The 12,139-nt window shown below is 71.2% G+C and carries 12 protein-coding genes; 10 read left to right on the top strand and 2 right to left on the bottom strand.

What is annotated here, in order from left to right; translation table 11 throughout:
- Positions 1 to 34 precede the first annotated feature (34 nt).
- From ACIF8S_RS09500 to ACIF8S_RS09480, 5 genes are all read left to right on the top strand, one after another.
- The gene (locus ACIF8S_RS09500) at positions 35 to 403 is read left to right on the top strand and encodes a TraR/DksA C4-type zinc finger protein (protein WP_349794294.1); all 369 of its coding nucleotides are present in this window, start codon (positions 35 to 37) and stop codon (positions 401 to 403) included.
- Entirely contained in the window at positions 400 to 1,203 is an 804-nt protein-coding gene (locus ACIF8S_RS09495; RefSeq protein WP_399998343.1) for a rod shape-determining protein, read from the top strand. Before ACIF8S_RS09500 ends, ACIF8S_RS09495 begins: the two co-directional genes overlap by 4 nt.
- Before the next feature lie 44 nt (positions 1,204 to 1,247).
- On the top strand, positions 1,248 to 1,871 hold the full coding sequence (locus ACIF8S_RS09490) for a hypothetical protein (RefSeq protein WP_399998342.1): 624 nt from the start codon (positions 1,248 to 1,250) through the stop codon (positions 1,869 to 1,871).
- Between the two features lie 337 nt (positions 1,872 to 2,208).
- Entirely contained in the window at positions 2,209 to 3,225 is a 1,017-nt protein-coding gene (locus ACIF8S_RS09485) for a glycoside hydrolase family 11 protein (protein ID WP_399998495.1), read from the top strand.
- Between the two features lie 26 nt (positions 3,226 to 3,251).
- Positions 3,252 to 4,259: a polysaccharide deacetylase family protein gene (locus ACIF8S_RS09480; RefSeq protein ID WP_399998341.1), complete on the top strand. Its 1,008-nt coding sequence runs from the start codon at positions 3,252 to 3,254 to the stop codon at positions 4,257 to 4,259.
- A 46-nt stretch (positions 4,260 to 4,305) separates the two neighbouring features.
- Here the strand turns inward: ACIF8S_RS09480 and ACIF8S_RS09475 are convergent, their stop codons facing one another.
- On the bottom strand, positions 4,306 to 4,950 hold the full coding sequence (locus ACIF8S_RS09475; protein ID WP_399998339.1) for a dienelactone hydrolase family protein: 645 nt from the start codon (positions 4,948 to 4,950) through the stop codon (positions 4,306 to 4,308).
- 134 nt (positions 4,951 to 5,084) lie between these two features.
- Between ACIF8S_RS09475 and ACIF8S_RS09470 the strand changes: the two genes are divergently transcribed.
- Complete coding sequence (locus ACIF8S_RS09470) at positions 5,085 to 5,444, top strand: DUF6343 family protein (RefSeq protein ID WP_399998338.1); 360 nt, start codon at positions 5,085 to 5,087, stop codon at positions 5,442 to 5,444.
- Between the two features lie 78 nt (positions 5,445 to 5,522).
- Here the strand turns inward: ACIF8S_RS09470 and ACIF8S_RS09465 are convergent, their stop codons facing one another.
- A complete protein-coding gene (locus tag ACIF8S_RS09465) occupies positions 5,523 to 6,542 on the bottom strand; it encodes a LacI family DNA-binding transcriptional regulator (protein WP_399998337.1) in 1,020 nt (339 codons plus the stop codon).
- Between the two features lie 138 nt (positions 6,543 to 6,680).
- Between ACIF8S_RS09465 and ACIF8S_RS09460 the strand changes: the two genes are divergently transcribed.
- Genes ACIF8S_RS09460 through ACIF8S_RS09445 form a run of 4 tightly spaced genes read left to right on the top strand, consistent with a single transcriptional unit; the run spans position 6,681 to position 12,136 of the window.
- On the top strand, positions 6,681 to 7,985 hold the full coding sequence (locus ACIF8S_RS09460) for an ABC transporter substrate-binding protein (RefSeq protein WP_399998335.1): 1,305 nt from the start codon (positions 6,681 to 6,683) through the stop codon (positions 7,983 to 7,985).
- Positions 7,986 to 7,995: 10 nt separating this feature from the next.
- On the top strand, positions 7,996 to 8,955 hold the full coding sequence (locus tag ACIF8S_RS09455; RefSeq protein ID WP_024883651.1) for a carbohydrate ABC transporter permease: 960 nt from the start codon (positions 7,996 to 7,998) through the stop codon (positions 8,953 to 8,955).
- Positions 8,952 to 9,770: a carbohydrate ABC transporter permease gene (locus ACIF8S_RS09450; protein ID WP_024883650.1), complete on the top strand. Its 819-nt coding sequence runs from the start codon at positions 8,952 to 8,954 to the stop codon at positions 9,768 to 9,770. Before ACIF8S_RS09455 ends, ACIF8S_RS09450 begins: the two co-directional genes overlap by 4 nt.
- Positions 9,767 to 12,136, top strand: a complete 2,370-nt coding sequence (locus ACIF8S_RS09445; protein ID WP_399998334.1) for a glycoside hydrolase family 3 N-terminal domain-containing protein — start codon at positions 9,767 to 9,769, stop codon at positions 12,134 to 12,136. Before ACIF8S_RS09450 ends, ACIF8S_RS09445 begins: the two co-directional genes overlap by 4 nt.
- Positions 12,137 to 12,139: the final 3 nt, after the last annotated feature.

Genomic DNA, 12,139 nt, shown 5'->3' with positions numbered 1-12,139 from the left:
TCCGTCCGTCCATCCGCTCTGCCCGAGGGGTGCAGTGGTGACCCACCAGACCATCGGCGAGCACGACGGGGTCCTCGACGCCGAGGACCTCGCCGCGCTCCGTGAGAACCTGCACGAGCAGCTGCTCTTCCGACGGGAACAGCTGCGCCAGTTCGCCTCCGCGAGCCGCTGCGACGACCGCCGCCGGCGGGAGGACGCCGCGCAGATCGAGGTCGGAGTCAAGCTCGCGGCGTCGGCCCGCATGGTGCTCGCCGACGTCGAGGAGGCGCTGGCCCGGATGGACTCCGGGAACTACGGCGTCTGTCACCTCTGCCGCCGCCCGGTCGAACGGCACCGCCTGCTGATCGTCCCCCAGGCCCGCTACTGCGGGCGCTGCCAGCAGGTGCGGGAGGCCGGCCGGTGACCGTGATCCGGTGCCCCCGGCCGGGTCCCGTACGGCACCGGCACTGGCCGCTGTGCAGGCGCTGCTCGGGTATCGCTCTCGACCTGGGCAGCGCCCGCACTCGCGCGTGGATCGCCGGACGGGGCATGGTCCTGGACGTACCGACCGTGACGTTCCCCGGCTCGGGGGCCGTCCACCCCATCCAGCGCGGCACCATCGTCGACGTCCCCGGCACCGCCCGCATGCTGGACCGGCTGCTCGGACACCGGATGCCGAGGATCGGCCGCCCGCTGGTCGTCGTCACCGCCCCGGTCCTGGACGGGCTCACCTTCCGCGCCGCCGCCCGCACGGCCGTGGAAGCACTCCGCCCGCGCGCCGTACTGACGGTCCCCGGCGCGCGGGCGGTCGCGCTCGCCGCGAGCGCCGACCACGTCCGGCCGCTGCTGGTCGTCGACATCGGCGCGCACCTCACCGAGGTGGTGCTGCTCACCGACGGCGCGGTGACCGACGCCCGCCGCACCGCCCTGGGCACCGCCGACCTGGGCGACGGCACCCCGCCGGAACTCGTCACCGAAGCGGTGATCGACATGGTGACCGCGATGCTGCGGCAGGACCGCACCTCGCTCACCCGGACCGCGCTGAGCCGGGGCGTGCTGCTGGCCGGAGGAGGCGCGCTGCGCCCCGAGATCACCGCCGGGCTGCCCGGCGGCCTCGGCTGCGCGGTCCAGCCGGTGCCGTCCCCGCACACCGCTGCCGTCCGGGGCGCCGCCGGCCTGCTGGCCGCCGCGCACCACCACCCGTCGGCCGGCGGGACCCGCTGACCCACCCCTCTGCCTGCGACCCCCTCACCGGAAGGAGCCGTGACGTGGCGGGCGAGCCCCCACCGGCACAGCCGCCCTCCGCCCCGCCCCCGCGCCCGATGTTCTGGCGGTGGCGGCGCAACCCGCTGCGCCGCCGCACCGACGTGCTGCGGGCCTGGCTGGGGCTCGGGGTGCTGATCGCCGTACTGGCCGTGGCGCCCGTGGCCGCCGCCCTGGCGGGCGACGCCGCCCACCGGCACTACCGGGACGCGGCGCGCCACCAGCAGCAGACGCGTCATCTCACGGACGCGACCCTGACCGCGGACGCGCCCCGGCACCCCGAGCCGGGCTCGGACGAGGAGAAGAAGACCCGTTACCCGGTCGAGGTCCGGGTCGTCACCCGTGAGGGGCGCACCCGGACCACCCGGGCGGAGGTGTGGCCGGGACTGACCGCAGGGAGCACCGTCAGCGTGTGGATCACCGCCGACGGGAAGGTGACCGAGGCACCCCTGAGGGCGAAGGAGGTCCGCAGCCGCGCGAGGGGCTGGGCGCTGCTGGCCGCCCTCGGCGTCGCCCTCGCCGGCGCCGCCGCGCACGCCGTCGCCGGGATCCTTCTGCGCCGGCGCGATCTGGCCGGATGGGAGACCGCGTGGGCGGAGACGGCTCCCCGCTGGACGACGCCCTCCTGACGTACCGTCATGTTGTGCCGCCGGTACGGTCGTTGCCCCCAATGGCGGGCAACGACCGTACCGGCCGGCTGTCGTTGGGCGCCTGCAATAGTCCTACGAAAGTTTCGCAGTAAGGTGTTCGAGCTTCGGCTCGAGTGGTGGCGCATATCCGGTGCTTCACAAGTCAAGCGCTTCCATAACCTGGTTGAGCTGGCGTCATCTCTTTCCGTGACGAGATCCGGTTACTCGAACTTTTCGAAACTCTCACCGAAACCGTTGACGGTTGACGCGCTCAGACCAACACTGTCACGGCATCGACCTCCCCATCGAGCCGTAACAGGAGGCGCCACCCATGCACATGTCCTCACCACCCGGCAGCCGCAGACGCAGCTGGCTGATCATGAGCGTCAAGAGCGTCTGGACGATCGCTCTCGCCGCCCTCACCGCGCTGCTCCTCACCGGCACGGCGACCGCCGCCCCGGTCATCACGAGCAACCAGACCGGCACCAACAACGGCTGGTGGTACTCCTTCTGGACCGACGCCCCGGGCACGGTCTCCATGGACCTGGGCTCCGGGGGCAGTTACAGCACCCAGTGGAGCAACACCGGCAACTTCGTGGCGGGCAAGGGCTGGAGCACCGGCGGGCGCAAGACCGTCAGCTACTCCGGCAGCTTCAACCCGTCCGGCAACGCGTACCTGACGCTCTACGGCTGGACCACCGGCCCCCTGGTCGAGTACTACATCGTCGACAACTGGGGCACCTACCGGCCCACCGGCGAGTACAAGGGCACCGTCACCAGTGACGGCGGCACCTACGACATCTACAAGACGACCCGGTACAACGCCCCCTCGATCGAGGGCACCAGGACCTTCGACCAGTACTGGAGCGTCCGCCAGCAGAAGCGCACCGGCGGCACCATCACCAGTGGCAACCACTTCGACGCCTGGGCGAGCAAGGGCATGAACCTGGGCAGCCACAACTACATGATCATGGCCACCGAGGGCTACCAGAGCAGCGGCAACTCCAACATCACCGTGAGCGAGGGCTCCGGCGGTGGCGGTGGCGGTGGTGGCGGTGGCGGTGGCGGTGGCGGCGGTGGTGGCGGTGGTGGTTGCACCGCGACCCTGTCGGCCGGCCAGCAGTGGGGCGACCGCTACAACCTCAACGTCTCGGTGAGCGGCTCCAGCAACTGGACCGTCACCATGCGCGTCCCGTCCCCGGCCAAGGTCTCCGCGACCTGGAACGCGAGCGCGTCCTACCCCGACAGCCAGACCCTCGTCGCCCGGCCCAACGGCAGCGGCAACAACTGGGGCGCGACGATCCAGACCAACGGCAACTGGAACTGGCCCTCGGTCTCCTGCAGCGCAGGCTGATCCCCGTACGAGGAGGACCCCCACACATGAGCACCGGAAAGCGACAGCCGGTCACCCGGTACCTGGTCCCGGGTGTGGCCGTCACCGCACTGACGGTGGCAGGCACCGTGACCGCGGGCGTCGGCGCCGCCCCCGCGCAGGCGGCCGCCTGCAACGGGTACGTCGGACTCACCTTCGACGACGGCCCGTCCACCGGATCCACCATGAACCTGCTCAACGCGCTGAAGCAGAACGGCCTGCGGGCCACCATGTTCAACCAGGGCCAGTACGCCGCCGCCAACCCGTCCCTGGTCAAGGCACAGGTGGACGCGGGGATGTGGGTCGCCAACCACAGCTACACCCACCCCCACATGACGCAGCTCAGCCAGGCGCAGATGGACTCGGAGATCTCCCGCACCCAGCAGGCGATCGCGAGTGCCGGGGGCGGCACACCCAAGCTGTTCCGCCCGCCCTACGGCGAGACCAACTCCACCCTGCGCTCGGTGGAGGCCAAGTACGGTCTGACCGAGGTCATCTGGGACGTCGACTCGCAGGACTGGAACAACGCGAGCACCGACGCCATCGTGCAGGCCGCCTCCCGGCTGAACGACGGGCAGGTCATCCTGATGCACGACTGGCCGGCCAACACCATCGCCGCCATTCCGCGCATCGCGCAGAACCTGGCCTCCCGGGGTCTGTGCGCCGGCATGATCTCCCCGCAGACCGGCCGGGCGGTCGCCCCCGACGGCTCCGGCGGCGGGGGAGGGGGCGGCGGTGGTGGTGGCGGCGGTGCCTGCACCGCGACCCTGTCGGCGGGCCAGCAGTGGGGCGACCGCTACAACCTCAACGTCTCGGTCGGAGGCTCCGGCAACTGGACCGTGACGATGAACGTGCCGTCCCCGGCGAAGGTCCTCAGCACCTGGAACGTCAGCGCCTCCTACCCCAACAGCCAGACCCTCGTGGCCAGGCCGAACGGCAGCGGGAACAACTGGGGGGTGACGATCCAGACCAACGGCAACTGGAACTGGCCGACGGTCTCCTGCAGCACGAGCTGAGCACGTCGGCGAGCCGCGCCGGCCTTCCCGGCGCGGCTCGCCGCCCTCACGACAGATGCTCGCCGAACCACCCGGCGGCCAGCTGCGCGGCCCGCTCCAGCGCGCCGGGCTCGGCGAAGAGATGGGTGGCGCCGGGCACCACGTCGACGCGGTGCGGGGCGGACAGCCGTGCGGCGGCACGGCGGTTGAGGTCCAGCACCTCGTGGTCGGCGCCGCCCACCACGAGCAGCACCGGGCACGCCACCAGGCCCAGCGCGTCACCGGCCAGGTCCGGGCGCCCGCCCCGCGAGACGACCGCCGCCACCCGCCGAGGCCGCTCCGTGGCCGCGACCAGCGCGGCCGCCGCCCCCGTACTGGCCCCGAACAGTCCCACCGGCAGGTCCGCGGCGTCCGGCCGCCCCTCCAGCCAGTCCACGGCGTGCGCCAGCCGCCCGGCCGGCAGACCGATGTCGAAGCGGTGCCGGCCCGTCGCCGCGTCCTCGTCCTCCTCCGCCCCGGTCAGCAGGTCGAGCAGCAGCGTGCCGAACCCGGCGTCGCGCAGCACTCCGGCGACGGCCCGGTTGCGCGGGCTGAGCCGCGAGCTGCCGCTTCCGTGCGCGAACAGCACCATGCCGCGCGCCCCGGCGGGGATCTCCAGATCACCGCGCAGGCCCCGCGCTCCCGACGGCACCGTCACGGATGCGCTCACCATGCCCGACCACCTCCTCCGGCCACGCTCAGGGCGCTCCGGGTACCCGCGCCGCACGGGTCCAGGCGACTGCCGGTTTGCCGTCCGCCACGGGGGCTACCCGACCCGCACACGAGGTGGGAAGGAGGTGCGCCGACGTGCGCGACAGCCGTACCGGTTCCGGCCAGGAACCTCGCACCGGCTCCGGTCGCGAGCCGGTCTCCCGGGCCCGCTCCGGCACCATCGGCCGCAGGAACCCGCGCACCGGCACCGAGCCGGTCACCGCCCGCAGCCCGCTGAAGCTGCGGCTGCTGCTGGCCTCCGTCTTCCTGCCGCTGTTCGTCGCGGGGACGGTGCTGTTCGGCGTCTGGGCGGCCCGGTCCGACTCCGGTGACAGCCCCGGAACCGGCCCGCTGGTGCTGCTCGCCGTCGTCTGCGGGGTGCTCGCCCTCACGGCGGCACTGGACCTGGCCGTCGTCCTGCGCCGCCTGCGCCGGGAACGCGGCTCGACGGGCTGACCCTGGCCGACCCCTCGCGGCCGAGCCGCACCGGCCCCCGGGGCTGGGCCGGGCCGGACCCTTGGACCGTCGGCGGTGTCAGTCGACGAGTGGGGCCGTGCTCTGCCGTACCACCAGGTGGGTCGCCAGCTCGATGCGCTGGGCCGCGCCGCCCGGGTCGTCGGGGCGCAGCAGCATCCGGGACGCCTCTTCGGCCATGTGCCGCAGCGGCTGGTGGACCGTGGTGAGCGGCGGGCTGGACCACTGGGCGAGCGGTACGTCGTCGTAGCCGACCACCGACAGATCCTCGGGGACCCGTAGCCCCTTCACCCGGGCCGCCTCCAGCACACCCAGCGCCTGCAGATCACTGCCCGCGAAGACGGCCGTCGGCCGGTCGGGGCCCTCCAGCAGCTCCATGGCGCGCTCGAAGCCGCCCTGCACGTGGAAGTCGCCGAAGCGGGTCAGCCGTGGGTCGGCCTCCAGGCCCGCCATGGCCATGGCCGAGCGGTAGCCGTCCAGCCGCGCCAGGGAGCACAGCATGTCCTCGGGTCCGGTGATGATGGCGATCCGGCGGTGGCCCCGCTCGGTGAGGTGACGGGTGGCGGCGAGGCCTCCGGCCCAGTTGGCGGAGCCGACCGACGGCACGTCCGGGTCCGGGTCGCCCGCCGGGTCGATGACGACGAACGGGATGGCGGCCGCCCGCAGCTGACGTTTGATGTCCTGCGGGAGGCTGGAGAACACCAGCACCACGCCCAGCGGCCGGCGCTGCAGCACCCCCGGCAGCCAGTCCGGGTCGGGGGTGTGCCGGGTGCCGCTCTCGGTGAGGACGACGGTGGCGCGATTCTCTTTCGCGACGTTCTCCACGCCCCGGATCAGCTCCATCGCCCACACGCTCTCCAGCTCGTGGAACACGATCTCGATGAGCGGGTAACGGGTCGCGGGCTGGACGCGCCGACGGTAGCCGTGCAGGTCGAGCAGCTTCTCCACCTTGGCGCGCGTCGCGCGTGAGACATCCGAACGGCCGTTGAGCACCTTCGAAACTGTCGGCATCGAAACCCCGGCCTCTTTCGCTACCGCAGCCAGGGTGACACGCCCGCTCGTCTCGTCGTCTTCACGCATACCCGCAGGATAGAGCACCGCGTGTCGATAACGTTTCGGGCGAGTTGCGACCCGACCGTTGACCCCAACTCCCGTCTGACCTACTGTCCCTCGGCATGGACTTTCGGCGATGAAGCCGAAACTTTCGAAAGGCGAACGATGAAGACACGTGCGCGCTTGCCCAGACTGATCGCCACCGGTGCGACGCTCGCCCTCGCCCTGAGCCTGTCGGCCTGCGGTGACGGCAACGGCGGGGCGTCGGCGGACGACGGCAAGATCCATATCCTTGTCTACGGGGACGCCACCAACAAGATCGAGAAGCAGGTCGTCGACAAGTTCAACGAGACGTCCGACGTCAAGGCGGTCCTCGACACCATCCCCGGTGCGGACTACCAGCAGAAGCTTCAGACGATCATCAGCACCCCGCAGGCACCCGACGTCTTCTTCAACTGGGGCGGCGGCAGCATCAAGCCCTTCGTCAAGGCCGGCCTGCTCCTCCCGCTCGACGACGCCATCAAGAAGAACCCGGAGCTGGAGAGCAAGTTCCTCCCGTCCGTCTTCAACAACGCGGTCGTCGACGGCAAGCCGTACGGCATTCCCATGCGCGGCACCCAGCCGGTCCTGCTCTTCCACAACAAGAACGTCCTCAAGAAGGCGGGCGTCCAGCCGCCGAAGACCTGGGACGAGCTGCTCGACGCCGTCGAGAAGCTGAAGGACGAGGGTGTCACGCCGATCGCGCTCGGCGGCGGCGACGTCTGGCCCACCCAGATGTGGTTCCAGTACCTGTTCGACCGCATAGCCGGCCCGGAGCTCTTCCAGAAGGCCCTCGACGGCGACAAGAGCGCCTGGGAGTCCGCGGAGAGCAAGAAGGCCCTGAAGATGATCAGGGAGCTCGTCGACGCGGGCGCCTTCGGCAAGAACTACGACTCGGTCAAGTACACCAACGGCGGCTCGGTCGCGCTCGTCGCCCAGGGCAAGGCCGGCTTCGAGCTGATGGGCTCCTGGTACTACTCCCAGCAGCTCACCGACCACCCGGACTTCGCCGAGAAGGGCCTCGGCTACTCCGCCTTCCCGGCCGTCGCGGGCGGCAAGGGCGACCCGAAGAACGTCGCCGGCAACACCAACAACTACTACTCGGTGCTGAAGAAGACCAAGCACCCCGAGGCCGTCGCCGAGTTCCTGAAGCTCATGTACTCCGACGAGTTCGTCAAGGCGCAGCTCGACGTCGGCAACCTGACCACCACCACCAACACCGACCAGTTCATCGAGACGTCCGCGACGCCCGAGTACTCGCGCTTCCAGTACGACCTGGTGGCCAACGCTCCGTCGTTCCAGCTGTCGTGGGACCAGGCGTACCCGCAGTCGGCTGCCTCGAACATGCACAAGGCCATCCAGCAGTTCTTCAACGGACAGCTCGACACGGACGGCTTCATCAAGGCCATGCAGGCCCTCCCGACCGAGTGACGAACGGCTCATGACCACAAAGATCACGAGCGCCCCGCCCGCCGCCGGGCTCCGCAAGGAGTCCCGGCGGCGGCCGGCCGCCTCCCCGTCCGTATCCAGGGTGGGCCGTCCGGGCTTCGCCTGGGCGCTGCCTGCCGCAGTTTTCTTCGCCCTCTTCGCGATCGTGCCGCTCATCATGGTCGCGGTGCTGTCCTTCATGAGCTGGGACGGGATCGGCTCGCCCCAGTGGGTCGGCGCGGACAACTGGTCGCGCCTGATGGACGACCCGGTGATGCTCCAGAGCATCTGGCTGACCCTGCTGCTGACCGCGCTCGGCGTGGTCGTCCAGACCCCGCTGAGCATCCTGCTCGGCGTCTGGGCCGCGGGCCACCAGCGCAACCGCGCGGTGCTGTCGGTCATCTACTTCATCCCGCTGCTGCTGTCCGCCACCGCCGTCTCCGTGCTGTGGCGCGCGCTCCTCGACCCGAACTTCGGTATCCCGGCGGACGCCACCTGGCTGTTCGGCGACGGCAACCTGTTCGGCGAGCAGGCCACCGCCATCGGTGTGCTCGCGTTCGTGAGCACCTGGCAGTTCACGCCCTTCCACACGCTGATCTACCAGGGCGCCGCCCGCGCGATCCCGCAGGTGCTGTACCAGGCGGCGGAGATCGACGGCGCCGGCCGCTACCGGCAGTTCTTCCACATCACCCTGCCGCAGCTGCGCAACTCGATGATCACGTCGATGATCCTGATGATCGTCGGTGGCCTCACCACCTTCGAGACCGTCCTCATCCTGACCCAGGGCGGCCCCGGCACCGACACCACCATCAGCGCCTACTACATGTACGACAAGGCCTTCAAGGGCTTCGACTTCGGGGCCGGTTCCGCCATCGCCCTCGCCCTCGTCGTCGCCGCCACCATCATCTCCCTGGTCGTGGTGAAGGTCTCCGGCTACGACAAGATGCGCAGCACCATGGAGGGTGTGTCATGAGGCGCCGCCCCAACTACCTGGCCGGCGCCGGCTCGATCGTCTGGCTGCTCCTCGTCGGCCTGCCGCTGTACGTGATGCTCGCGGCGACCCTGCGCACCCGCCAGGACTACGCCGCGAACGGTCCGGTCTCCCTTCCGGACACCTTCACCCTGGACAACTTCACCGGCGCCTTCGACTCGGGCTTCGGCCAGTACTTCTTCAACACGCTCGTCGTCACCGCCTGCGTGATCGGCATCGTGCTGCTGCTGGTCCCGCCGCTCGCCTACGCCATCGTGCGCAGCCGGGGCAAGGCCACGTCGGCGATCTTCCGGCTGTTCCTGCTCGGTCTGGCGATCCCCGCCCAGGCCGTCATCGTGCCGATGTTCTACCTGATCAGCGAAGCCGGACTGTACGACAACCTGCTCGGCGTCATCCTGCCCACGGCCGCCTTCTGCCTGCCGATGTCCGCGCTCATCCTCAGCGGCGCCATGCGCGACATCTCCCCGGAGCTGTACGAGGCCATGGCCATGGACGGCGCCTCCCCGCGGCGCATGTTCTTCCAGCTCGTCATGCCGCTGTCCCGGGGCGGACTGTCCACCATCGTGGTCTTCTCCGCGCTGCAGGCGTGGAACGGCTTCCTGTTCCCGCTGGTGCTGACCCAGTCCGACTCCACCAAGGTCGTGACCCTGGGTCTGTACAACTTCCAGACCGAACACGGCATCGACATCCCCGGTCTGCTGGGAGCCGTGGTGCTGTCCATGGTGCCCATCCTTCTCGTCTACCTGTTCGCCCGTCGTGCCCTGGTCCAGGGGCTGATGGGTGTCGGAGGAAAGTGACCGCGAACGTGGCCGTAGAGACCACCCCCGAAACCCCCGTCTGGAACGACCCCTCCCACCCCGTCTCCGCCCGGGTCGACGCGCTGATCGGCGCCATGACCCTCGAGGAGAAGATCGCCCAGCTGTACGGAGTCTGGGTCGGCGCCTCCGCCAACGGCGGCGAAGTCGCCCCGCACCAGCACGACATGGAGGAGGCCGTCGACCTCGACGCGCTCCTCCCCGCCGGCCTGGGCCAGCTCACCCGCCCCTTCGGCACCGCGCCCGTCGACCCGGCGCTCGGCGCGCTGTCCCTGCTGCGCACCCAGTCCCGGATCACCTCCGCGAACCGCTTCGGCATCCCCGCCGTGGCACACGAGGAGTGCCTGGCCGGCTTCGCCGCCTGGGGAGCGACCGCCTACCCCGTGCCGCTGTCCTGGGGCGCCACCTTCGACCCGGACGTCGTCCGCCGGATGGCCGCCGCCATCGGCCGCGACATGCGCGCCGTCGGCGTCCACCAGGGCCTCGCGCCCGTGCTGGACGTCGTCCGTGACGCCCGCTGGGGCCGCGTGGAGGAGACCATCGGCGAGGACCCGTACCTCGTCGGCTCCATCGGCACCGCCTACGTCCAGGGCCTGGAGTCCGCCGGGATCGTCGCCACCCTCAAGCACTTCGTCGGTTACTCGGCCTCGCGCGCCGGCCGCAACCTCGCCCCCTCCTCCGTGGGGCCGCGTGAACGCGCCGACGTGCTGCTGCCGCCGTTCGAGATGGCGATCCGCGAGGGCGGCGCGCGCTCCGTCATGCACGCCTACACCGACATCGACGGCATCCCCGCCGCCGCCGACGAGAGCCTGCTCACCGGGCTGCTCCGGGACACCTGGGGCTTCGACGGCACCGTGGTGGCCGACTACTTCGGCATCGCGTTCCTCAAGACGCTGCACGGCGTCGCCGGCGACTTCGCCGACGCGGCCGGCGCCGCGCTCGAGGCCGGCGTCGACGTCGAGCTGCCCACGGTCAAGACGTTCGGCGCCCCGCTCGTCGAGGCCGTCACCGACGGCCGGGTGCCGGAGTCCGTCATCGACCGCGCCCTGCGCCGCGTCCTCACCCAGAAGGCGGAGCTCGGCCTGCTCGACCGGGACTGGAACCCGCTGCCGCCCGCGTTCGACGGCGCCGACCTGGACGACCCGGAGTCGCTGCGCGGCACGATCGACCTCGACGGCCCGGAGAACCGCGAACTGGCCCGGGAGATCGCCGAGAAGGCGGTCGTGCTGCTCACCAACGACGGCACCCTGCCGCTGGACCGTCCTCGCCGCATCGCGCTCGTCGGCCCCAACGCCGACGAGGCAGCCGCCGTCCTGGGCTGCTACTCCTTCCCGCAGCACGTGGGCGTGAAGTACCCGGACATGCCCGTGGGCATCGAACTGCCCAGCCTGCGCGACAGCCTGACCGCCGAGTTCGCGGACGCCGAGATCACCGTGGTGCGCGGCACCGGCATCGACGACGGCGACCTCACCGGCATCGCGGAGGCGGTCGACACGGCGCGTGACGCCGACATCGTCGTCGTGGCGCTCGGTGACCGTGCGGGCCTGTTCGGCCGGGGCACCAGCGGCGAAGGCTGCGACGCGGAATCCCTCGCCCTGCCCGGCGCCCAGCAGCAGCTCCTCGACGCGCTGCTCGACTCCGGTACGCCGGTGGTGACCGTGCTGCTCGCGGGCCGCCCGTACGCGCTCGGCCGTGCCGTCGCCGACTCGGCGGCGATCGTCCAGTCGTTCTTCCCCGGAGTCGCGGGCACCCGGGCCATCGCCGGTGTGCTCAGCGGCCGCACCGCCCCCTCCGGGCGGCTGCCGGTGAGCGTCCCGAACAGCGCCGGCTCGCAGCCGACCACGTACCTCGGCGCCCGGCTCGCCCAGGCCAGCGAGGTCTCCAACATCGACCCGACCCCGGCGTTCGGCTTCGGACACGGTCTGACGTACACGACGTTCGCCTGGAGCAACCTCACCGTGGACGCCGGACAGGCGCCCACGGACGGCGAGTTCACCGCGTCCCTCACCGTCCGCAACACGGGCGACCGGACCGGCACCGAGGTCGTCCAGCTGTACCTGCACGACCCGGTCGCCTCCGTGGTCCAGCCGGTGCAGCGGCTGGTCGGCTACACCCGGGTCGAGCTGGAGCCGGGCGAGGAGCGGAGGGTCCGCGTCACGGTCCCGGCGGACGTGGCGTCCTTCACCGGCCGCGACGGCCACCGGATCGTCGAACCGGGCGACCTGGAACTGCGCCTGGCCGCGTCCAGCGCGGACGCACGCCTCACCGCGACGGTCACGCTGACCGGCCCGGTGCGGCGGGTGGACCACACGCGGCGCTTCCACGCGGAGTTCTCGCAGGAGGCGTGACCC

It is taken from the genome of Streptomyces sp. NPDC085937 (assembly GCF_044540535.1).
Lineage (GTDB): Bacteria > Actinomycetota > Actinomycetes > Streptomycetales > Streptomycetaceae > Streptomyces.
This window is presented reverse-complemented; position numbering and strand designations above follow the sequence as displayed.

What these genes read in the sequence shown, in the direction of transcription:
- ACIF8S_RS09465 (WP_399998337.1), bottom strand. Translation starts at nt 6,542, where the DNA reads ATGCGTGAAGACGACGAGACGAGCGGGCGTGTCACCCTGGCTGCGGTA.
- ACIF8S_RS09450 (WP_024883650.1), top strand. Translation starts at nt 8,952, where the DNA reads ATGAGGCGCCGCCCCAACTACCTGGCCGGCGCCGGCTCGATCGTCTGG.
- ACIF8S_RS09485 (WP_399998495.1), top strand. Translation starts at nt 2,209, where the DNA reads ATGTCCTCACCACCCGGCAGCCGCAGACGCAGCTGGCTGATCATGAGC.
- ACIF8S_RS09480 (WP_399998341.1), top strand. Translation starts at nt 3,252, where the DNA reads ATGAGCACCGGAAAGCGACAGCCGGTCACCCGGTACCTGGTCCCGGGT.
- ACIF8S_RS09475 (WP_399998339.1), bottom strand. Translation starts at nt 4,950, where the DNA reads ATGGTGAGCGCATCCGTGACGGTGCCGTCGGGAGCGCGGGGCCTGCGC.
- ACIF8S_RS09460 (WP_399998335.1), top strand. Translation starts at nt 6,681, where the DNA reads ATGAAGACACGTGCGCGCTTGCCCAGACTGATCGCCACCGGTGCGACG.
- ACIF8S_RS09455 (WP_024883651.1), top strand. Translation starts at nt 7,996, where the DNA reads ATGACCACAAAGATCACGAGCGCCCCGCCCGCCGCCGGGCTCCGCAAG.